Below are 22512 nucleotides of genomic sequence, written 5' to 3' on the forward strand. Positions count from 1 at the left end.
GTCAGCCGGCGCTGGACGCCGCGGCGGGTTCGGCCATCGAGTGGCGGCCGGCGGCCTGCAGGCGGAACAGGATCGCCTGCACCATGTCGTCGTTGAGGCTGCGGCGGATCTCTTCCACCTGCGCGTCGGTACCGACCGTGTTGAGCGCGTCGTAGCTAAAGTCACGCGACATGTCGATGCGCTGCTGCGCCACCAGCGACTGTCCGTTGCTGTCATCGACTTCGAAACGGACCTGATAGTGCACGCTGTATTCGGTCACGCGGGCGCCGCCGCTGACGCTCAGGGTGTCTGTGCTGAATGCGGCGACGGGTATCTTCAACTCGGCGATGCCCTCGCCGCCCTGGTCCTCGATCGTGACGCCGGAATCCTCCAGCGCACGGGCCAGGTCGCGTTGCAGGCTTCCGGCGCCGCTCACGGTCAGGTGCATGCGCTGCATCGAGGTCGGCAGCGCAGCGCTCTGGCGCAGGTGGAAACCGCACGCCGACAGCGCGAGGGTGCAGAGCAGCAGCGAGGCTCGGAACAGACGGTTCATGGGGTTCATCCCGCGACGATGTTGACGATCTTGCCAGGCACCACGATCACCTTGCGCACGGTCAGTCCGTCCAGGTGCGCCTGCACTTGCGGTTGCGCGCGCGCCATGGCCTCGGCCTCTTCCTTCGACACGTTGGCCGGCACTTCGATGGTAGCGCGCAGCTTGCCGTTGATCTGCACCGCCAGCGTGACCGAATCGCGCACCAGCGCAGCCGGATCCGGCTGCGGCCAGGACACGTTTTCCAGCACCGTCTCGGGGTGACCCAGCACCTGCCACAGCGCGTGGCTGATATGGGGCACCACCGGGTTCAGCAGCAGCACCATCGCCTCGAGCGCCTCGTGGCGCACTGCGCGGCCCTGCTCGCTCATGTCGGTGAACTTGCCCAGCGCATTGAGCAGTTCCATCAGCGCCGCGATGGCGGTATTGAAGGAGTGCCGGCGGCCCAGGTCGTCACCGACCTTCTGGATGGTCTCGTGAAGCTGCCGTCGCATCGCCTTCTGGCCGGCGTCGAGCGCGGCCGGGTCGACCACCGGATGATCCGGTTGCGAGGCGTGCGTCGTGACTTCGCGCCAGAAGCGGCGCAGGAAGCGCGCCATGCCTTCCACTCCGGCCTCGCTCCATTCCAGCGACTGCTCCGGCGGCGCCGCGAACATGGAGAACAGGCGCACCGTGTCGGCGCCGAACTTCTGCACCATCGCCTGCGGATCGACGCCGTTGTTCTTGGACTTGGACATCTTCTCTATGCCGCCGATCTGCACCGGCTGGCCGTCTGCCTTCAGGCGGGCGCCGACGACGCGCGCGCGTTCGTCGCGCTCGATCTCGACATCGGCCGGATTGATCCAGTCCTTCGAGCCATCGTCGTTTTCGCGATAGAAGGTTTCGGCGATGACCATGCCCTGGCACAGCAGGTTGGTGGCCGGTTCGTCCGAGTGCACCAGCCCCGCGTCGCGCAGGAGCTTGTGATAGAAGCGGAAGTAGAGCAGGTGCAGGATCGCGTGCTCGATGCCGCCGATGTACTGATCCACCGGCAGCCAGTAGTTGGCGCGCGCATCGACTTGGGCCTGGGCGCCCGGGCTGGTGTAGCGGGCGTAGTACCAGCTCGACTCCATGAAGGTGTCGAAGGTGTCGGTCTCGCGCTCGGCCGGGCCGCCGCACTGCGGGCAGGCGCACTTGCGCCACTGCGCATCGGCCTTGATCGGCGACTGGACGCCTGAGAACTCGACGTCCTCGGGCAGCACCACCGGCAACTGCTCCTCCGGCACCGGCACCGCGCCGCACGTGCCGCAGTAGATCACCGGGATCGGGCAACCCCAGTAGCGCTGGCGGCTGACGCCCCAGTCGCGCAGGCGCCAGTTGACCCGGCGCTGGCCCTTGCCCTCGCGCTCCAGATGGTCGGCGATGGCCTCGAAGGCCTGCGCGAAATCAAGCCCGTCGTAGTCGCCCGAATTGACAAGGATGCCGCGCTCGGTATGAGCGCCATCTTCCTGGATGCGGCGCTCGAACTCCTGCACCGTGCCGAGCGCCGCCGAGGTGACGACCGCATCGGTCCGCGCGCCTTCCAGCGCATTGCGCATCGCGTCCGCGCGCACGCCGGTCTTCAGGTCGTGGCCGATCTCGGCCAGCGCATCGACCACGCCACGGTCGACGATGACCATGCGGATCGGCAGCGAATACTTCTGCGCGAATTCCCAGTCGCGCTGGTCGTGCCCGGGCACCGCCATTACCGCGCCGGTGCCGTAGCCCATCAGCACGAAGTTGGCCACCCACACGGGAATCGGCTCGCCGGTGATCGGGTGGATGGCGCGCAGGCCGGTGTCCATGCCGCGCTTTTCCTGGGTTTCCAGTTCGGCCTCGGAGACGCCGCCGTGCTTGAGCTCTTCCAGGAACGCGGCCAGCCGCTCGTTGCCCTGCGCCGCCTTGAGCGCGAGCGGATGCTCGCCGGCGATCGAGACGAAGGAGACGCCCAGCAGCGTGTCCGGGCGCGTGGTGAAGACGGTCAGCGGCTCGGCCTCGCCCTCGACGGCGAAGTGGATCTCCATGCCTTCGGACCGGCCGATCCAGTTGCGCTGCATGGTCTTGACCGCCTCGGGCCAACCCGGCAGCGTGTCCAGGCCATCGAGCAGTTCCTGCGCATAGTCGGTGATCTTGAGGAACCACTGCGGGATCTCGCGTTTTTCCACCAGCGCGCCGGAGCGCCAGCCGCGGCCGTCGATGACCTGCTCGTTCGCGAGCACGGTCTGGTCGACCGGATCCCAGTTGACTACCGCGTTCTTGCGATAGGCCATGCCCTTCTTCATCAACCGCGTGAACATCAACTGTTCCCAGCGGTAGTACTCGGGTCGGCAGGTGGCGAACTCGCGCGTCCAGTCGTAGGCGAAGCCCATGCGCTTCAACTGCTCGCGCATGTGCTCGATGTTCCTGTACGTCCACTTGGCCGGCGCGGTCCGGTTCTTGATCGCGGCGTTTTCCGCCGGCAGGCCGAACGCGTCCCAGCCCATCGGTTGCAGGACGTTCTTGCCGTTCATCCGCTGGTAGCGGCTGATCACGTCGCCGATGGTGTAGTTGCGCACGTGGCCCATGTGCAGCGCGCCGGACGGATACGGCAGCATCGAAAGGCAGTAGAACTTGGGCCGCGAGGGGTCTTCGACCACCTCGTAGGCGTGGTTCGCGCTCCAGTACTGCTGCGCGGCGGTTTCCACCGCCTGCGGCTGGTAGCCCTGTTCGTTCGAAGCCTGTTCGTGGGAGTCCTGCATGTGTCCGGTGCCTTGCTGGGGGGCTCGCGCGGCCGGTCGGGAACGCCGCGGCGGGAACCCGTCAGCCTAGCCCAGCGCCCGCCTGGAGCCAAGACGGGACGGCACTGGTGGGTCCGTCGCAAGGTCTCCCCCATCCGCCCTTCGGGCACCTTCCCCCGTGAACGGGGGAAGGATCATGGCGGTCGCGGCTTTCGAGCTTCTCCCGCGAAGGAGGAAGGACCAAGGCGCGTCGCCACGCTACCGAGCCTTCCCCCGCGAACGCGGGGGAAGGTGCCGACAGGCGGATGGGGGCGCCTTGGGCGATACCCCTTACGGACAGCCGGGCGACTGGCCGGCTGCGACCGGTCCGGCAACCTGGGCGATCTCCCCGGCAAGCCTCGCCAGCGCACGCTGGTGGCCTTCGACCAGTGCGTCGTAGCCGGCCCCGACCGGCTCGCGGAACTGGCTGGTGCAGGCGAGCATGGCGTCGCCCTGCAATTGGCGCACGCTCCAGGCGGCGTCCACCAGCGCGTAGTCGCCGGGCGCCGAATCGAACCGGCGCAGGTCGACCTTGATGCGCAGCCGCGGCTTGCCGCCGCTGGGCAGACCGGTGGCGTCCTGGGCGTGCAACGCCTGGGCAAGATCGGCCGACAGCGCCGCCCGCACCTCATCGGCCAGCGGCGCGATCCAGCGTTGGCCGGACAGCGGTGCCACGCCCTGCCCGCCCTGGCGGATCACCAGCTGCGGCTGGTCGACCTGGGCCGGGATGCCGACCGGCATCAGTTCGAAATTGAACGATGCGGGAGGCGTCATGCCCGCCTCGGCCGGGGCCGGGGCCAGCAACGTGTAGTAGCGCGCCGGCTCGGAGGCGCAGGCGGCCAGCCCCAGTGCCAGCGCGGCGGCCAGCAGGTGTCGCGTGCGGATCATGGCTTGCTCCCTTGCCGTGCGGGCGAGTGGTTGCGCTCGGGTGGCGCCGGCGGCGGATCGTCCGGCCGCCCGCGGATCAGCGCCTCTGGGTGCACGCCCAGGTAGTCGGTCAGCGCGCGCAGAGAGCGGGCCATGCGGCGCAACTCCTCCAGCGTGCCGCCCAGGTTCTGCTGCAGCGGCGAATCGGCCGACAACGCGTTGTCGGCGCTGCCCAGGGTGCGCTGCGCGCCCTTGAGCGTGCCCTTGAGCTCGGGTAGCACGCCGGTGTTCACCTGCTTGAGCGTGCGGTCCATATCCGCCAGCGTCTGGTTCAGGTTGTGCCCGATGCTGTCGAACGGGATCTTCTGCACCTTGGTGACGATGTCCGCCAGTTGCTCCTGCAACTTGTCGAAGCTGCCAGGCGCGGTGGGCAGTTCGATCGGCGTCGCGGCCACGTCGAAGCGCGCCCTGGGCGCCTTGGGCACAAAGTCCAGCGCGATGTAGAGCTGACCGGTCAACAGGTTGCCGGTGCGCGCCTGCGCGCGCAGGCCGCGGGCAACCAGCGGGCCGAACATGCGCCCCATGTCGACGCGGCCGTCCTTCATGCCCGCCTGCGCGGCCAGCTTCTCGTAGGCCTGACCCAGCCGTTGCGGGTAGACCACCGCACCCACGGTGAGCGGGAAACGCTCGTCGCTTGCGTCATAGTCGAGGTTGATCGATACCACCTTGCCGATGTTGATGCCCAGGAACTCCACCGGAGCATCCACCGCCAGTCCGCGCAGCGACTGGTTGAAGCGCATGCGGATATAGCGCGGCGGGCCGTCCGGCGGCGACAGCGCGGTGGCCTCGTCGTCGAACAGCGCGAAGTCCGCGTCCTCGGCGGCGGGCGCGCTGTCGTGCGGGCCCTTGGGCTCGGCGAAGGCCACGCCGCCGGCGATCACCGTCGCCAGCGACTGCGTATTGAGCTTCAATCCGTTGGCACCCAGCGAGACGTCGACGCCGCTGGCGTTCCAGAAGCGCGTGTCGCGGGTGACGTAGCGGTCGTTGGGCCCGTCGACGAAGATGTGCAGGGATACGCCCTTGCCGTCCTTGTCCAGCGCGTAGGACACCACGCGGCCGACCTGGATGCGCCGGTAGTAAACCGGCGAACCGATATCCAGCGAGCCCAGATCGTCGGTGTGCAGCACGAAGCTCCTGCCCGGCGCGCCGAGCAGCACCGCCGGCGGCGACTCCAGCCCCTTGAAGTCGTACTGCTCGTCCTGCGAACCACCCACGTCGGCGCCGATGAAGGCGCCCGAGAGCAGCGTATCCACGCCCGACACGCCGCCCAGGCCGATGCGCGGACGCACCACCCAGTAGCGCGTGCCCTTGGTGGCGAAGCTGGCCGCACTCTTGTTGAGCGCCACCGTGACGCGCACCCGCTCGCGATCGTCGGTCAACTCCAGGCTGGTGACCTTGCCGATCACCACGTTCTTGTATTTGACCGGCGTCTTGCCGGATTCCAGGCCTTCGGCCGTCTGGAAGGTGATGGTGATCTGCGGCCCCGCCTGCAGCCAGGCGTGCACCACCAGCGACAGGCCGACCAGCGCGGCCAGCACCGGCACCAGCCAGATCAGCGAGAGGCTGAAGCGGTGCTTGCGCACCACCGGCTCGGGCAAGTCCTCGCGCGGGGTCGGCTCAGTCATCGTCGGTTATGTCCCACATCAATCGAGGGTCGAAGCTCATGGAGGCGAACATCGTAAGTATCACGGTCAGGCCAAAGAACACCACGCCCGGCAGCGGCTCGACCTGGCTGAAGAAGCCAAAGCGCACCAGCGCCGTGAGCAGCGCCACCACGAACACGTCCAGCATCGACCAGTAGCCGATGAACTCGACCGCGCGATACAGCTTGGCACGCTGGCGCAGCGCCCAGCGGCTGCCGCGTTGCGTACAGGCCAGCAAGGTGCCCAGCACGAGGAACTTGGTCATCGGCACCACGATCGAGGCGGTGAACACGATCACCGCCAGGCTCGGCGAGCCCTTGACCCACAGCTCCACCACGCCGCTGATGATGGTGTTGTCGTCCACGTCGCCCAGGCTCACCGTGCGCATGATCGGGAGCACGTTGGCCGGGATGTAGAGGATGAATGCCGCGACCAGCAGCGCCCAGGTGCGCGCGATGCTGTTCCCCTTGCGCCGGTGCAGCGCCGCGCCGCAGCGCGGGCAGGCCGCATCGTCGCCGGCAGGCGCACGGCAAACCAGACCGCACACGTGGCAGCCGATGATGCCCAGCTCCTGCGCGCGCGGGGCGCGGCTCACGCGCGCGGCTCCGTCACGTCCCACAGCCGGCGCAGGTCGATGCCCGAGAACACCGTGATCAGCAGCGTGAGCACACCGTAGGCCCAGATGCCCGGGTCCGGCTGTACGTCGAAATACGCGCGCGCCTTGACGATCGAGACGAGCGCGCCAAGCACGAATACCTCGGTCATGGTCCACGGCTGCAGGTGGAAAAGCGTCTTCATGATGGAGGCGAAGCCCGGCGCGCGCCGGCCGTTGCGCGCGAACAGCAGCACCCAGCCAAGCATCAGCATCTTGTTGAGCGGAAAAAAGAACAAGGTGGCCGCGGCGACCACCGCGACCAGCTGTGCGCCCTGCTCCCACATCATCAGGATGGTGCCCCACAGCGTGGCGCTGCTCTGCTGCGAGCCCAGGCCCAGGGTGACCACCGGCCACACGTTGGCAATCAGGAACACGATCAATGCCGTGAGGACCAGCGCCAGCATGCCGTCGGCGTTGAGCACGTGGTAGCGCGCCAGCAGCGCGCCGCAGCGCACGCAGCGCATGGTCTCCGCTGGCGCCAGCGCGTGGCTGCGATGCACCGTGTCGCAGTGCTCGCAGATCACCAGGCGGCGGGACGAGGCATGCAGTCGCCCGGCTGCGGCGCTGTCGGTCGCGTCGATGGGGGCAAGACCGTGTTCGGGCGTGCTCATCGGGCCATTCTCGCAAATCGCGCGACGCAGGGTGGATGCGGGAGGTGATTCCTCGCAGGAAAGATCCCCCGCAATCCGCTCCCGGCCGTGGAGTCGAAGCGAGTGAGTGCGCTTCGCAGCCCCGCGCTGGAGGGAAGTGGGCGTCCACTTGATATGCTGGCCGGTGCCCCGATGTCGGACCTTCCTTTCCTGGAGAGCTCACGTGACTGCCGCCGCCCAAGCCCACGTCTTCGACATCGACACGGCCAACTTCGAGACCGAGGTGCTGCGCGCCTCGATGACCACTCCGGTGCTGGTGGATTTCTGGGCGACCTGGTGCGGCCCGTGCAAGACGCTGGGCCCGATGCTGGAAAAGCTCGCTGCCGAGTACAACGGCGCGTTCCGCCTGGGCAAGGTGGACGTGGACAAGAACCAGGAGTTGGCGGCGATGTTCGGCATCCGCTCCATTCCGACGGTCATGATGGTCAAGGACGGCCAGCTGCTCGATGGTTTCGCCGGCGCGCTGCCCGAGGGCGAATTGCGCGAGTTCCTCTCCCGCCACGTACAGCCGCTGGAGGGCGAGGCGACTGCCGAACCTGAAGCCACCGGGGAAGAAGATCCCGCGCAGGCAATCAACCGCCTGCAGCAGGAAATTGCCGCCGAACCGGAACGTGCCGAACTCAAGCTCGACCTGGCGCTGGCACTGATGCGCAGTGGCCAGGCCGATGCCGCCGAAGCCGAACTCAACGCGCTGCCGGCCAATCTCGCCACCGATGCACGCGCCGTGCGCCTGCGCAGTCAGCTGGACCTGGCCCGCGCGCTGGAAGGCGCGCCCTCGCTGGCCGAGCTGCGCCAGCGGGTGCAGGCTGACCCGGCCGACTGGGCCGCGCGCGACCTGCTCGGCGTGCGCCTGCTGCTGGAAGACGACCCGGCGGCCGGCCTGGACCAGTTCCTGGCGATCCTGGAAAAGGCGCGCGACTGGAACGAGGGCGGCGCGAAGAAGCGCCTGCTGGCCGCCTTCGCCACGCTGGACGACGCCGAGCTGGTGGGCCGCTATCGCCGGCGCATGGCTTCGCTGTTGTTCTGACCCTCCGCCAGGCAGTTACCTGTGCGCGAGCGGGAGGTCCACGGTCGCGCACAGGTGCGCTCCTACAAAGCGGGCCATCTCCTTGCAGCAGCGCCTCTGAGCACGACTGCCGCGGCCATCGCACCGAGGCCTCCCACGCGAGACATCGCGACCCATACGCAAGCGTACGTTAAACTGGCCTTTTGCCGGCTTCCCGATGCGCCCCACCACCTTCCGCCGCCTGCTCAACCTCTGGCCGCCGTTCCTGTTCAACAGCATCCGCGTGCTGGAACTCAACGAGGATTGGTCCCGCGCGCGCGTCGTGCTGCGCCTGCGCCCGTGGAACCGCAACTACGTGCGCAGCCAGTTCGGCGGCAACCTGTTCGCCATGACCGACCCGTTCTGGATGTTGCTGACAATGCACCGCCTGGGCAGCGACTACTACGTCTGGGACAAGGCCGGCACGATCGACTTCGTGTCACCCGGCCGCGAGGACGTATACGCCTCCTTCCACCTGACTGACGCCTTAGTCGCGGAACTACGCACCGCCGCTGCGGCCGGCGACAAGGTGTTGCGCTGGTTCGAGACCGAAGTGACCACTGCTTCCGGCGAGGTCGTCGCCCTTGTGCGCAAGCAGCTCTACGTGCGGCTCAAGCCCAGGGCGCGCACCCCGTAGGGTGGGCTTCAGCCCACCGCTCGCCACGGCAAAGATGGACTCAAGCCCACCCTACGTGTCCTGCTCGAAGCGGGCGAGTTCGTCCAGAGCAACCTGGGCGTTACGGATCGCACTGCCGGCGAGCTGGCCTTCCAGCCAACGCGCCCGTCCCGCGCGACGAAGTAGCCAGGCGGTCAGCGCGGCAAGCGCGAGCGCAAGGAACCCATTGAGCACCAGCCATAGCGGCAGGTCCGGCGCCTCGCGCCACATGTCGACGCCGGCGCGTTCGGTTGCGCCAAGCATCAACATCAGGATCGCAGGGATCCACATGAAGGCCCCCAGCAACACCAGTACCGGCGCCTCCACTTTCAACCGCCACACGCGCATCGCGGCCAGTCGACGCTGGATCTCCAGCACCGGCCCGGCCAGGTCGATGCCGTGCAACAGGTGCAGCAGGCGGCCGGCGAAGGCCACCATCAAGATGCCATATGCCTGCATCGCGATGCCGCAGGCCATCGCCTTCCATTCCCCAAGGCGCGTGCCCCAGAAAACGACGCCCCACAGCATCGCAACCACGCCGAATGCGATCTGCAACGACTGGCCCCACAGCAGCGGCCGCAGGTGCCGGCGCAGGCGATCGGCCCGCCCCTGGCGGAAGAGCAGCAAACCCAGCTCGTACTGCCGCTCCTGTTGACGATCCAGCGACTGCCAGGCCTGCTTCATCTCATCCAGTTCCATGGTCATGCTCCGGTGATTGCCGCCGCGGTCATCTGTCCGCGCAGCTTCTGCTTGATGCGGCCGATCTTGGTGGCCACGTTGGTTTCGCTGATGCCCAGAACCTGGGCGATTTCTCCGTAGCTGCGGTCCTCCAGGTAGAGCAGGATCAACGCGCGGTTGAGCGGGTCGAGCTGGCCAACGAACGCGTACAGCGCCACCAACCGTTCGTCCGGCTGTGACACGTCCGCCTCCCCGGGCAGCTCCAGGTGCACGGCATCGAGCGGCTCCAGGCGCTGTTCGCGGCGGGCCCTTCGGACATGCGAGATCGCCACGTTGAGGGCCACGCGGTACATCCAGGTGGAGAACTTCGCGCGTGCCGCATCGAAACCCGGGAACGAGCGCCACAGCTGCACCGCGATCTCCTGCGCCAGGTCGTTGCGGTCCTCGCGGCCGTGCGCGTAGACACTGGCCACCTTGAAGACGATGCCGCGGTGTTCCTGCAGCAAGGTTTCGAACTGGCGTTGGTGGTCGTTCATGGCGTCGTCCGTGCTCCTGTCCACAGCATGATTCGCCGGGCGCGGAGAAAAATCACATGGCCCCTGCAGGAGCGCACCTGTGCGCGACCGCCATGCCGAAGCTCGCGCAGTCTCTCCCCTTCTGCCGGATACCTGCGCGGAAAGAGGACCACACGCAAGAGCGCACGGCACGCCCCTCACCGCACATGGCGGTCGCGCACAGGTGCGCTCCTACAGGGTCGTGCGGCGCGGCCTACAATGCGGGCTTTCCCACTCCCTGAATCCCCATGCCGCGCCTGCGCGTCAAACGCTACCTGCTCACCGGCCTGCTTACCTTCATCCCGCTGTGGGTGACCTGGACCGTGTTCAAGTTCGTGCTGGGGTTCCTGGCCGGCATCGGCGCACCGATGGTCGCCGCGGCGCTCGGCGCGCTGGCACTGGTGGCGCCGGAAACCGCCGCCGCGCTGGGCAGCGCGTGGTTCACCTCCATCGTGGCGCTGCTGATCACCCTGCTGGCGCTGTACCTGCTCGGCTTCCTGGCCAGTCGGGTGATCGGGCAGCGGTTGCTGGAGACGTTCGACGCCCTGCTGCAGCGTATCCCGCTGGTGCAGACCATCTACGGCGGCACCAAGAAACTGATGGCGGTGCTGCAGCAGAAGCCCTCGGGCGTGCAACGGGTCGTGCTGGTCGACTTCCCGCACCCCGGAACCAAGGCGATCGGATTCGTCACGCGGCTGATGACCGAGGAAGGCAGCGGTCGCGAGATGGCCGCGGTGTTCGTGCCGACCACGCCCAACCCCACCGGCGGCTTCCTGCTGACCCTACCGGTGGAGGCGCTGATACCGACCGACTGGACGATGGACCAGGGCATGGCCTTCATCATCTCGGGAGGCGCGGTGGCGCCCGACACCCTGCCCGCCGCAACGCGGAAGGTCCTGTAGCAGCACACCTGCTCGCGACCGCGGTGCCGCGCGTGGTCGGCCTGTCGCATCCAGGCACGCTCCTGCAGGAACCCGCTCGCAACCACGACGCCCCGCCCCACCCCTGACCTTTGACACTGTCTGCCCCATGACCAATGGCCTAGCGTGACCGGTCATGGCCGCGCCGTGGGGGACGTGGCCGGCAACAACGAAACCGCCGAACGGCGATCCACACAGAGGGAAATCCATGTCCAAGCAGTATCTGAAGCCGCTGGCGCTCGCGGTGAGCCTGGCGCTTTCGCTGACCGCCTGCGGCAAGCACGACGCCGACCAGGCTCCTGCCGCCAGCAGCAGCGCGCCCGCTTCGGCCGGCACCACGGCGATGGCCGGTGCGCCCACCAGCGTGTTCGACGTCAGCGAACTGGGCCCGATGAACGAGGCCTGCGCGGATTTCGACCAGTTCGTCAACGCCAAGTGGGTGGCCGCCAACCCGATCCCGTCCGACCGCACCCGCTGGGGCGCGTTCGACAAGCTGGCCGAGGACAGCCTCAACACCCAGCACGAGATCGTCGACAACGCCGCTAAGAGCGCCGCCAGTGCGCAGGCCGGCTCGATCCAGCAGAAGATCGGCTACCTGTACGCCTCGGGCATGGACGAGGCGGCGATCGAGAAGGCCGGCTTCGACCCGATCAAGCCCAAGCTCGATGCCATCGCCGCGCTGAAGAACGGCAGTGACGTGGCCGACTACCTCAACAAGAGCTTCAGCAACGGCGACATGCAGGTGTTCTCCTTCGGCTCCGGCGCCGATTTCAAGAACGCCTCGATGCAGATCGGCTACACCTTCCAGAGCGGTCTGGGCCTGCCGACCAAGGACTACTACACCGACGCCAAGTACGCCGAGCAGCGCGCCGCGTACCTGGACTACATCGCCAAGTCGCTCGAGCTGACCGGCGTCCCGGCGGCCGACGCCAAGAAGCAGGCCAACCAGGTCATGGCCTTTGAAGCCAAGCTGGCCAACGCCTCGTTCGCCCCGGTCGAACTGCGCACGCCCGAGCACCAGTACCACTTCGTCAGCGTCAAGGAAGCGGACAAGATCACTCCGCACTTCAGCTGGGAGAAGTTCTTCGATGCCCAGGGCGTGAAGATCGACAAGGGCTTCTCGCTGTCGCAGCCGAAGTTCTTCGCCGAATTCGACAAGCTGCTGGCCACCGCCCCGATCGACCAGTGGCAGGCCTATCTGCGCTTCCACGTGATCGACGACGCCTCGCCGCTTCTGTCCAAATCCTTCCAGGACAACAAGTTCGCCTTCTACGGCAAGACCCTCTCGGGCCAGCCGGAGCAGAAGGCGCGCTGGAAGCGCGTGCTCGGCGCCGTCAACGGCTCGATGGGCATGGCGCTGGGCCAGCTCTACGTCGACAAGATGTTCAAGCCCGAGGCCAAGGAACGCGCGCAGGTGCTGGTCGACAACGTGCGCAACGCCCTGAAGGCGCGCATCGAGAACCTCGACTGGATGAGCCCGGAGACCAAGACCAAGGCCATCGCCAAGTGGAGCACGTTCCTGCCTAAGATCGGCTACCCCGAGAAATGGCGTGACTGGTCCGGCCTGGACATCAAGCAGGGTGACTACTACGGCAACGTGATGGCCGCCGCCAAGTACAACTACCAGTACGACACCAACAAGATCGGCAAGCCGACCGACCGCAAGGAATGGGGCATGACCCCGCAGACGGTCAACGCGTACTACAACCCGACCGACAACACGATCAACTTCCCGGCCGCGATCCTGCAGCCGCCGTTCTTCTATGCCAACGGCGACGACGCAATCAACTACGGCGGCATCGGTGCGGTGATCGGCCACGAGGCCAGCCACGGCTTCGACGACGAGGGCAGCCAGTTCGACGGCGAAGGCAACAACGTCAACTGGTGGACCAAGGCCGACCGCACCAAGTTCGACGAGCGCGCGGACAAGCTGGTGGCGCAGTTCAACGCCTACACCCCGATCAAGGACAAGCCCGACGCGCACGTCAACGGCCAGCTGACGTTGGGCGAGAACATTGGCGACCTGGGCGGTCTGAACTCGGCTTACGACGCGCTGCAGATCGCGCTGAAGCAGAACCCCGAGGAAGCCGGCTCGAAGATCGACGGCTACACCCAGGACCAGCGCTTCTTCCTCAACTGGGCCCGCGTGTGGCGCGGCAGCATCCGCGAGAAGGAAGCGCTGCTGCGTCTGAACACCGACCCGCATGCCCCCGCCTCGCTGCGTGCGATCGGTGCGCCGTCCAACATGGACGCCTTCGCCACCGCGTTCCAGTGCAAGCCGGGCGACGCGATGGTCCGCTCGGGCGATAAGCAGGTGAAGATCTGGTAAGTCGCCACCCTCCCTCGGGAGGGACTGCCAGTCCTCGAAAGGCCCCGCCCCGGCGGGGCCTTTTTTTTGCCGTGCTGCCACGCGAACGCCGCGGGCTGTAGGAGCGCACCCTGTGCGCGACCATGCGGCATCGCTTTGCGCCGCGCACAGGGGCGCTCCTACACCCGGCCGCAAGCACACCGTCGCACCAGCAAGCCCCGGCCTCTCCCTGTAGGAGCGCACCTGTGCGCGACCGGGATGCATGGCGGCCGCGCACAAGCGCGTTCCTACCGAATCGCCCGCTTGTTATTGCAAATCATTCTCATTAATCTTCGCGACTTGCGCATTCGCCAGACAAGGACACCCATGGCCTGCATCACCAGACGCAAGCACCCGACCCGCCCGTCCGCGCTTACCCGCAGCGTCGCCGCAAGCCTGCTCACCGGCCTCGCGTTCGCCGCGCCCGCCCACGCCGGCAGCCCCGACGCCACCGATCCGCAGGTGCGCGACGCCAAGCGCCTGCCCGGCGTCGAGGTCCACGCGACGCGCGGCGCGGACTACCGTGCCGACATGGTCGATTCGCCCAAGTTCACCCAGCCGTTGCTCGATACCCCGCAGACCATCGGCATCATCACCCGCGACCTGTTCGAGCAGCAGGGCGCGACCACGCTGACCGAGGCGCTGCGCAACAGCCCGGGCGTGGGCACCTTCTACGTCGGCGAGAACGGCAGCACCACCACCGGCGACGGCATCTACATGCGCGGCTTCGATACGTCCGGCAGCATCTTCGTCGACGGTGTGCGTGACCTGGGTTCGATCTCGCGCGACCTGTTCAACATCGAGCAGGTGGAGGTGACCAAGGGCCCGGACGGCACCGAATACGGCCGCACCGCACCGACCGGCGCGGTCAACATGGTGACCCGCCAGCCGATGCTCGCCGACCGCGCCGGCGCCTCGCTCGCCTACGGCAGCGGCCAGCAGCAGCGCGCCACGGCGGACCTCAACCGCCGCTTCGGGGACAGCAGCGCGTTCCGCCTGGATGTCGTCGGCCAGGACAGCGGCGTGCCCGGTCGCGACCGCGTGCGCAACCGCCGCTGGGGCGTCGCGCCTTCGCTCGCCTTTGGCCTGGGCACACCCACGCGCGTCTTCCTGGACGCCCTGCACATCAAGCAGAACAACGTGCCGGACGGCGGCGTGCCCACGATCGGCCTGCCGGGCTACACCAGCCCCGATCCGGAACGGCCACAGATCGGCCAGGCCCCGCGCGTCGACAGCGAGAACTTCTACGGCACCGCGCAGGACCATGACCGCGTCACCGCGGACATGCTCACGCTGATCATCGAACACGAGTTTAGCCCCGACCTCGCCTTGCGCAACACCACGCGCTGGGGCCGCACGCACCAGGACTACCTGCTGACCTCCTTCCGCGCGGACCCCGGCAACCTGCTCACGCCGGAGCTGGCCGATCCCTCGACCTGGTCCATCGCACGCAGCCTGCCGACCTTCAAGCGCCAGTCCAACCGCATCCTTACCAACCAGACCAACTTCACGGCGAACTTCGCCACCGGGGCGGTGATCCACAACCTGAGCGCGGGCCTGGAACTGACCGAGGAGAAGGCCTCGGACATCGATGTCGCGCCGCTGGACGGAAGCACCTGGCCGGCCGCGAACCTCTACCATCCCGACCCGCGCGTGGGCGGCCTGCTCTACGCGGAAACCGGCGCCTGGAACACCGGCACCACCGACACCGCCGCCGCCTATGTCTTCGACACGCTGAAGTTCGGCCAGCGCTGGCAGGTCACCGCCGGCGTGCGCCTGGACCGCTACACCACCCGCTTCGACAGCGTGGCCCTGTGCGGCGAGCGCAACAGCCCCGGGTGCGGAACACTGCCAGCCGGCACGCCGGTGCCGGGCCTTGCTGCGCGCATCGTCGACACTCTGCCCAACGGCAAGCTGGGCGTGCTGTACAAGCCCGCACCCAACGGCAGCATCTACGCCAACTTCGCCGTGTCGCAGGAACCGCCCGGCGGCAACACGCTGCTGTTCAGCAGCTCCGCCCGCAGCGCCGACAACCCCGCGCTCGATCCGCAGCGCGCCAGCACCACCGAGCTCGGCACCAAGTGGGACCTGCTCGACCAGCGCCTGCTGCTCACCGCCGCGCTCTACCGCACCGTGGTGCGCAACGAGCTGACCCAGGACCCGGTCGACCAGCAGTACTACCAGACCGGCCGCAAGCGTGTGCAGGGCATCGAGCTCGGGATCGTCGGCCGGATCACGGACGACTGGGGCGTCAGCGCCGGCTTCACCACGATGGACGCCAAGGTCACCGACGGCGCGGCGGTCAGCAACGACGGTTCCAGCGATCTGGCCTACACCCCGCGCAGCGCGTTCACCGCCTGGACCACTTACCACCTGCCCTTCGGCCTCACGGTCGGCGGCGGCGCGCGCTATGCCGGGGCGATGAAGCGTGGCACCGACGGCGCCATCGGCACGCCCGAGACCACCGGCTCGTACTGGGTGTTCGACGCGATGGCGAGCCTGCCGGTCAACCGCCACCTCGACCTGCAGTTGAACCTCTACAACCTGTTCGACCGCCACTACGTCGCCGCGATCAACAAGAGCGGCTACCGTTACACGCCCGGCACGCCGCACGCGGCGATGCTGACGGCCAATATCCGGTTCTGAACCAGGGCACCGCCATGCTGCTGCACATCCCCAACGTGCTGGACCGCGCGCAGGTCACCCGCATGCGCGCGGCGTTGGATGGCGCCACCTGGATGGATGGCCGCGAGACCGTCGGGCCGCAGGGCGCGAAGGTCAAGCGCAACCAGCAGCTGCCGGAGACCTCGCCGCTGCGGCGCGAGCTCGGCCGCGAGGTGCTGGACGCGCTGGCGCGCCATCCTCTCTTCCACGCCGCCGTGCTGCCGCAGCGCGTGCTGCCGCCCCGCTTCAACCGCTACGAGGGTGGTGGACACTACGGCTCGCACGTGGACGGCGCGGTCATGGCCCTGCCCGACGGCGGCCAGCTGCGCTCGGACGTCTCGTGCACGCTGTTCCTCAGCGAGCCCGGGGACTACGACGGCGGCGAGCTCATCATCAACGACCTCTACGGCGAGCACGAGGTCAAGCTGCCGGCCGGCGACGCCATTGTCTATCCGTCCAGCAGCCTGCATCGCGTCGAGCCGGTCACGCGCGGCGCGCGCATGGCGGCCTTCCTCTGGGCACAAAGCCTGGTCCGCGACGACGGCCAGCGCCAACTGCTGCTGGAACTGGACAACTCGATCCAGCGCCTGACGCAAAGCAGCGCCGATGCCGACGCCCTGCTGCAGCTCACCGGCGTCTATCACAACCTGCTGCGGCTCTGGTCGGAAACCTGAGTCAACCTCAGCGCCCATGCCGAGTCCTTCCCCCGCGCGCGGGAGAAGGTGCCGACAGGCGGATGGGGGCAACCGGAGCGCGATGCCAGGATCTTGCCGGCACCTGAAGCTGTGGCCCCGAGTCGAGAAGCACGCCACGCCGCAAGGCTTCTCCCATCCGCCCTCCGGGCACCTTCCCCCGCAGGCGGGGGAAAGATCGAGTGCGCGGGAAGGTTGCCCCCCACCGAGTCCTTCCCCCGCGCGCGGGGGAAGGTGCCGACAGGCGGATGGGGGCAACCGGAGCGCGATGCCAGGGTCTTGCCGGCACCTGAAGCTGTGGCCCGAGTCGAGAAGCACGCCACGCCGCGAGGCTTCCCCTTCCGCCCTTCCGGCACCTTCCCCCGCAGGCCGGGGAAGGATCGAGCGCGCGAAGGTTCCCTCTACACGACAGGGAGCGGATAATCGGCGCCCCTTCATGCAACCTCGGCAGCACGATGTTCGTACCTGGTCAACGCTGGATCTCCACCGCCGAACCCGAGCTGGGCCTGGGCACCGTCCTTCGGGTGGAGGGTCGCGGCGTCCAGGTGCTCTTCGCCAAGGCCGGCGTGCTGCGCCCCTACGCGATCGACTCCGCACCGCTGGTGCGCGCCGAATTCCGCCCCGGCCAGCGTGTCGCCGGCAAGGGCCTGGCCTTTCTCGTCGAGCGAGTGGAGATCAAGGAAGACCTCTTGATCTACCGCGGCGAAGGGCGCGAGTTGCACGAAGGCCAGCTCGACGACGAACAGAGCGTGAGCCAGGCCGACGACCGCCTGGTCGGCGGGCGCACCGACACCGTGGCGCAGTTCGAACTGCGTCTGGAAGGCCTGCGCCGACGCGCGCAGGCGCGCCGCTCGCCGACCTGGGGCCTGGAAGCGGCACGTATCGGACTGGTGCCGCACCAGCTGCGCGTGGCCAGCATCGCATCCTCGCGGCGCCCGCCGCGGGTACTGCTTGCCGACGAGGTAGGCCTGGGCAAGACCATCGAAGCGGGCATGATCCTCTCCCGCCAGCTCGCCACCGGCCGCGCCTCGCGCGTGCTGGTGCTGCTGCCGGACACGCTGGTCTACCAGTGGTTCGTCGAGCTGCTGCGCCGCTTCAACCTGAGCTTCGCGATCTACGACGAAGAGCGCTGCGAGGCGCTGGAGCAGTCCGGCGACGGGCGCAATCCGTTCGATGACGAACAACTGGTGATCGCCGACTTCCGCTTCCTGGAAGACAACCCCAAGCGCGCCCGCCAGCTGGTCGAGACCGACTGGGACCTGCTGATCGTCGACGAAGCGCACCACCTGGCCTGGACGCCCGAGGCGGCCAGCCCGCGCTACACGCTGGTCGAGCAACTGGCCGCAAAGACCCCCGGCGTGATCCTGCTGACCGCCACGCCCGAACAGCTCGGCCGCAGTGGCCACTTCGCCCGCCTGCGCCTGCTCGATCCGCAGCGCTACCACGACCTGGACGTCTATCTGTCCGAAGCCGAGCGCTTCCAGGCGCTTTCGCCGATCGCCGACCGCCTGCAGTCGGGCGAGGCGCTCGATGACGCACAACGCGCCACGCTGAGCGAGATCTTCGCCGGTGACGCCGGCCTCCTCGCGCTGCTGGAAGACGCCACCCGCCCGGCCGCCGCGCGCGAACTGCTCGACGCGCTGATCGACCGCCACGGCACCGGCCGCGCGATGTTCCGCAACCGCCGCGCCGGCATCGGCGGCTTCCCGCGGCGCGTGCCCGAGTGGCAGCTGATCGACGCGGACACGCTCGACGAAAACGCGCGCCAGGCGCTGCTGGCCGAATTCCACGCCGACATCCAGCAGCCCGCCCCGGCGCTCGAACTGGATTACACCAGCGACCCGCGTCTGGACGCACTGGTCGCACTGCTCGACGCCCATCCGCAGGACAAGTTCCTGCTGATCTGCCGCAGCCAGGCCAAGGTGCTCGCACTGGAGGAAGCCTTGCGCACCCGCACCGGCGCCGGCATCGCCCGCTTCCACGAGGGGCTGGGCATCGTGCAGCGCGACCGCAACGCCGCCTATTTCGCGCAACCGGACGGCGCCCGCCTGCTGTTGTGCTCCGAGATCGGCTCGGAAGGGCGCAACTTCCAGTTCGCCCACCGGCTGATCCTGTGGGACCTGCCGCTGGACCCCGACCTGCTCGAACAGCGCATCGGCCGCCTGGACCGCATCGGCCAGACCCACGACATCGCCATCCACATCCTCGCCGTGCGGGACAGCGCGCAACACGTGCTTGCGCGCTGGTACGACGAGGGCATCGACGCCTTCCGCTCCAGCCCCGCCGACGGGCGCGAACTGCTGCGCCGCTACGGCGAGCCGCTGGTGCAACTGGCCGAAGAGCACGCACGCAACGCCGACAGCCGCGACCAGGAACTGGACGCGTTGATCGCCGACACGCGGGCCACCCACGAGGAGCTGGCCGCGCTGATCCGCGCCGGCCGCGACCACCTGCTCGAGCTGGCCGCCAGCCGCGACCCGCATGCGGACGAATTGGGTCAGGCCTTCCGCCGCGAGGATGTCGATCCCTCGCGCGACGCCTACGTGCAGCGCCTGCTGGAAGCGTTCGGCATCCACGCCGAGGAACTGGGCGGCAAGGTGCTGCTGCTCGACCCGCAATACCTTTCCACCGACGCCTTGCCCGGCTTTGCCGAAGGCCCGGTCTCGGCCACCTTCGCGCGCGAGGTGGCACTGGCGCGCGAGGAACTGCCGCTGCTGCGCTTCGATCATCCGCTCGTGCAGGGCGCACTGGACCTGGCGCTGTCCGGCGAACAGGGCAATGCGGCCTTCATGGTCGACGACGCGCTGCCGCCGCGCAGCGCGCTGCTGCAGGCGGTGTTCCTGCTCGAATGCGTGGCCGACCGCGCGCTCGACGTCGAACGCTTCCTGCCCGCGCTGCCGCTGGTGGTCACCATCGACACGCGGCTGGCCGAGCGCGCCGGTTTCGAACCCAGCGAGGCGGCGGTGCGCAAGGCGGCCGACCGCAACATCGAGGTACCGCGTTACCGCAAGTTCCTCGCCAAGCTGGTGCCGCCGATGCTGGAGAAGGCCGAGGCGATCGCGGCCGACCGCGCGCAGCAGCACATCGCCGAGGCCGTGGCCCAGGCCACCGCGGAACTGGACGCGGAGCTTTCGCGCCTGCGTGCGCTGCGCGAGGTCAATCCGTCGATCAACCCCGCCGAGATCGCCACGCTGGCCACCGAACGGCAGGCCCTGCTCGCCGCCCTGCCGCAATCGCGCCTGCGCCTGGATGCCGTGCGTTTCGTCGCCAGCCCGGACTTCCTGGCATTGCGTTGATTCACATGGTTTCCGGCAAGGCTTCCCCCATCCGCCCTTTGGGCACCTTCCCCCGTGAACGGGGGAAGGATCGGGTGTCGCACGCAAAGCCCCCGCGCGGATGCCGCACGCGTCAACTCCCCGATCGAATGCTGCACGCGTAAGCTCCCAGACAGCTGCTGCACGCCTGAGCCTCTCAGCCCGGATACTGCACGCGTGAGCCTTCCCCCGTTCACGGGGGAAGGTGTCGACAGGCGGATGGGGGCGACCGAAGCGGAATCCCCCTCGCCCACATTGAGCTGCCACCCTCTTCGCCCCACACTCGACGGCCTGCATCGTCACATCAGGAAAAACCATGCGCACCATCGGCCTGATCGGCGGCATGAGCTGGGAATCGACCGTCGAGTACTACCGCCTGATCAACCGCGGCGTACGCGACCGCCTGGGTCCCCTGCATTCGGCGCGGCTGCTGCTGGACAGCCTGGACTTCTCGGTCATCGCCGCCTGCCAGCGCGAAGGCGACTGGGACCGCGCCGGCGCGCTGCTGGCCGAGTCCGCACGTCGCCTGCAATCCGGCGGTGCCGATTGCATCCTCATCGGCGCCAACACCATGCACATCGTGGCCGACGCCGTGGCGGCCGCCACACCGCTGCCGCTGATCCACATCGTGGACGCCACAGGCCACGCGATCCGCACGCAGGGGCTCGATACCGTGCTGCTGCTCGGCACCGCCTTCACCATGGACAAGCCGTTCTTCCGCGAACGCATGCAGCGCGACCACGGCGTGCAGTGCCTGGTACCCGAACCCGCAGAGCGGGCCGATCTGCACCGGGTGATCTACGAAGAACTCTGTGCCGGGCAATTCCGCCCGCAGGCAGGGGATTTCTTGCTGCGCCTCATTGCGGATGGCGCCCGCGCCGGCGCACAAGGCGCGATCCTCGGCTGCACCGAACTGGGCCTGCTGCTGGGCGACGCCGACGCGGAGGTACCGGTTTTCGACACCGCCGCGCTGCACGCCGCCGCGGCGGTGAAGTTCGCGCTGGGCTGACCCGTAGGATGGGCTTCAGCCCACCTTGCATCCCCGCAAGCCTGCCGGTGGGCTGAAGCCCACCCTACGCCGTGTTGACGTGAATCAGACTGCCACCAGCGCCGAACGCATGCGCCGGCCGATGCCGAAACCCCAGTACGCCACGGTCAGCAAAGCCACCCAGCCGGCGCCCACGTAAAGCGCCACGCGCGTGTCGGGGCTGTAGCCGAGCATCACCAGCACGAACACCAAAAAAGCCAGCGCCAGGATGCTGGAGAACGGCCACAGCCGCAGCCGGAACGGCAGCGGCTCGGGCTGGCTGCGATGGAAGCGCCAGTGCGCCACCAGCACCGTGCCCCAGGTCCAGACGGTGTTGAACGCCAGGATCGACATGATCATGCCGAAGATGCGCTCGGGCACGAGGTAGTTCATCAACACGCCCAGCAGCAGGAAGAAGATCGTCACCATCACGCCGCGTATCGGCACACCGCTCGTGCTCAGGTGCCCCATCGCCGCCGGCGCCTGGCCCTTGGTCGCCAGGCTGTGCAGCATGCGGCTTCCGCTGAAGGTGGTCGAATTGAAGCTCGACAGCGCAGCGGTGATCACCACGAAGTTGATCAGCCCGGCCGCCTGCGGAATCCCCAGCTTGGCGAAAGTGGTGACGAACGGGCTGCCCTGCGTGCCCAGCTCGTTCCACGGATAGATCGCCATGATCACGAACAGCGAGCCGATGTAGAAGATCAGGATGCGCCAGATCACCGAGTTGACCGCCTTCGGAATCGTGCGCTCCGGATGCGCGGCCTCGGCCGCCGCCATGCCGATCGTCTCGATGCCGCCGAAGGAGAACACCAGCACCGGCAGCGCCAGCACCATGCCGGTGAAGCCGTTGGGGAACCAGCCTCCGTGCGTCCACAGGTTGGAGATGCCGACCGGCTGCCCGCCGTTGCCCCAGCCGAACCAGATGATCCCGAAGCCACCAAGGATCATCAGCACCACGGTGAGCACCTTGATCAGCGCGAACCAGAATTCCATCTCGCCGTAGACCTTTACCGCCATCAGGTTGAGGCCGCCGATCATCACCACCGAGGCGAACGCCCAGATCCACTGCGGCAGCTCGGGGAACCAGTCCTTCATGTAGATGCCCACCGCCGTGCTCTCGGCGATGCCCACGCCCATCATCAGCACCCAGTAATTCCAGCCGGTCAGGTAGCCGGCGAAGGGCCCCAGGTACTTGTGCGCGTAGGCGCTGAAGGAGCCGGCGATCGGCTCGTGCGCGGCCATCTCGCCCAGCGCGCGCATGATCACGAAGATCATCGCGCCGCCGAAGAGGTAGGCAATCAGCACCGACGGCCCGGCCAGCTTGATGGTGCTGGCCGAGCCCAGGAACAGGCCTGCGCCGATGCACATGCCCAAGGCCATGAAGGTAATGTGGCGCGGCGTGAGCTGCCGCTGCAGTTGGTCGCTCATGTGGTGCCTG

Annotated in this window: 17 protein-coding genes; 8 read left to right on the forward strand and 9 right to left on the reverse strand. The window is 68.1% G+C overall.

Annotation, left to right across the window (positions count from 1 at the left end):
* Position 1: 1 nt before the first annotated feature.
* The 6 genes from ACFWZ3_RS06725 to ACFWZ3_RS06750 form a co-directional block, all read right to left on the reverse strand.
* The gene (locus ACFWZ3_RS06725; RefSeq protein ID WP_439706965.1) at positions 2-532 is read right to left on the reverse strand and encodes an LPS-assembly lipoprotein LptE; all 531 of its coding nucleotides are present in this window, start codon (positions 530-532) and stop codon (positions 2-4) included.
* A 5-nt stretch (positions 533-537) separates the two neighbouring features.
* Positions 538-3285 carry a leucine--tRNA ligase gene (gene leuS, locus ACFWZ3_RS06730; protein WP_439706966.1) on the reverse strand — a complete coding sequence of 916 codons (2748 nt, stop codon included), beginning with the start codon at positions 3283-3285 and terminating at the stop codon, positions 538-540.
* A 309-nt stretch (positions 3286-3594) separates the two neighbouring features.
* Positions 3595-4191, reverse strand: coding sequence for a PqiC family protein (locus ACFWZ3_RS06735; RefSeq protein WP_439706967.1), 597 nt, complete (start codon positions 4189-4191; stop codon positions 3595-3597).
* Positions 4188-5855 (reverse strand): intermembrane transport protein PqiB, encoded by a 1668-nt coding sequence (locus ACFWZ3_RS06740; protein WP_439706968.1) that lies wholly within the window; start codon positions 5853-5855, stop codon positions 4188-4190. The genes ACFWZ3_RS06735 and ACFWZ3_RS06740 overlap by 4 nt, the downstream gene beginning before the upstream one ends.
* Positions 5848-6468 (reverse strand): paraquat-inducible protein A, encoded by a 621-nt coding sequence (locus ACFWZ3_RS06745; protein WP_439706969.1) that lies wholly within the window; start codon positions 6466-6468, stop codon positions 5848-5850. The genes ACFWZ3_RS06740 and ACFWZ3_RS06745 overlap by 8 nt, the downstream gene beginning before the upstream one ends.
* Complete coding sequence (locus tag ACFWZ3_RS06750; RefSeq protein ID WP_439706970.1) at positions 6465-7139, reverse strand: paraquat-inducible protein A; 675 nt, start codon at positions 7137-7139, stop codon at positions 6465-6467. Before ACFWZ3_RS06750 ends, ACFWZ3_RS06745 begins: the two co-directional genes overlap by 4 nt.
* A 202-nt stretch (positions 7140-7341) precedes the next feature.
* On the opposite strand from ACFWZ3_RS06750, the gene trxA reads away from it, so the two are divergent.
* Positions 7342-8205: a thioredoxin gene (gene trxA / locus ACFWZ3_RS06755; RefSeq protein ID WP_439706971.1), complete on the forward strand. Its 864-nt coding sequence runs from the start codon at positions 7342-7344 to the stop codon at positions 8203-8205.
* A gap of 196 nt (positions 8206-8401) precedes the next feature.
* Positions 8402-8860 carry a DUF4442 domain-containing protein gene (locus ACFWZ3_RS06760; RefSeq protein ID WP_439706972.1) on the forward strand — a complete coding sequence of 153 codons (459 nt, stop codon included), beginning with the start codon at positions 8402-8404 and terminating at the stop codon, positions 8858-8860.
* A gap of 51 nt (positions 8861-8911) precedes the next feature.
* On the opposite strand, the gene ACFWZ3_RS06765 is transcribed toward ACFWZ3_RS06760, so the two are convergent.
* Together ACFWZ3_RS06765 and ACFWZ3_RS06770 are read right to left on the reverse strand one after the other, a co-directional pair.
* The gene (locus ACFWZ3_RS06765) at positions 8912-9577 is read right to left on the reverse strand and encodes a hypothetical protein (RefSeq protein ID WP_439706973.1); all 666 of its coding nucleotides are present in this window, start codon (positions 9575-9577) and stop codon (positions 8912-8914) included.
* A gap of 2 nt (positions 9578-9579) precedes the next feature.
* On the reverse strand, positions 9580-10092 hold the full coding sequence (locus ACFWZ3_RS06770) for an RNA polymerase sigma factor (protein WP_439706974.1): 513 nt from the start codon (positions 10090-10092) through the stop codon (positions 9580-9582).
* 266 nt (positions 10093-10358) lie between these two features.
* Between ACFWZ3_RS06770 and ACFWZ3_RS06775 the strand changes: the two genes are divergently transcribed.
* From ACFWZ3_RS06775 to ACFWZ3_RS06800, 6 genes are all read left to right on the forward strand, one after another.
* The gene (locus ACFWZ3_RS06775) at positions 10359-11012 is read left to right on the forward strand and encodes a DUF502 domain-containing protein (RefSeq protein WP_439706975.1); all 654 of its coding nucleotides are present in this window, start codon (positions 10359-10361) and stop codon (positions 11010-11012) included.
* Between the two features lie 226 nt (positions 11013-11238).
* The gene (locus ACFWZ3_RS06780) at positions 11239-13359 is read left to right on the forward strand and encodes a M13 family metallopeptidase (protein WP_439706976.1); all 2121 of its coding nucleotides are present in this window, start codon (positions 11239-11241) and stop codon (positions 13357-13359) included.
* A 345-nt stretch (positions 13360-13704) separates the two neighbouring features.
* Positions 13705-16023, forward strand: a complete 2319-nt coding sequence (locus tag ACFWZ3_RS06785) for a catecholate siderophore receptor Fiu (RefSeq protein ID WP_439706977.1) — start codon at positions 13705-13707, stop codon at positions 16021-16023.
* Between the two features lie 14 nt (positions 16024-16037).
* Positions 16038-16715, forward strand: a complete 678-nt coding sequence (locus ACFWZ3_RS06790) for a Fe2+-dependent dioxygenase (protein ID WP_439706978.1) — start codon at positions 16038-16040, stop codon at positions 16713-16715.
* A gap of 473 nt (positions 16716-17188) precedes the next feature.
* A complete protein-coding gene (gene rapA / locus ACFWZ3_RS06795; protein WP_439706979.1) occupies positions 17189-20029 on the forward strand; it encodes an RNA polymerase-associated protein RapA in 2841 nt (946 codons plus the stop codon).
* Positions 20030-20363: 334 nt separating this feature from the next.
* Complete coding sequence (locus tag ACFWZ3_RS06800) at positions 20364-21056, forward strand: aspartate/glutamate racemase family protein (RefSeq protein WP_439706980.1); 693 nt, start codon at positions 20364-20366, stop codon at positions 21054-21056.
* Between the two features lie 84 nt (positions 21057-21140).
* On the opposite strand, the gene ACFWZ3_RS06805 is transcribed toward ACFWZ3_RS06800, so the two are convergent.
* Positions 21141-22502, reverse strand: a complete 1362-nt coding sequence (locus tag ACFWZ3_RS06805; RefSeq protein WP_439706981.1) for an amino acid permease — start codon at positions 22500-22502, stop codon at positions 21141-21143.
* Positions 22503-22512 lie beyond the last annotated feature (10 nt).

Source organism: Frateuria sp. GZRR35 (assembly GCF_051900415.1).
GTDB lineage: Bacteria > Pseudomonadota > Gammaproteobacteria > Xanthomonadales > Rhodanobacteraceae > Frateuria_A.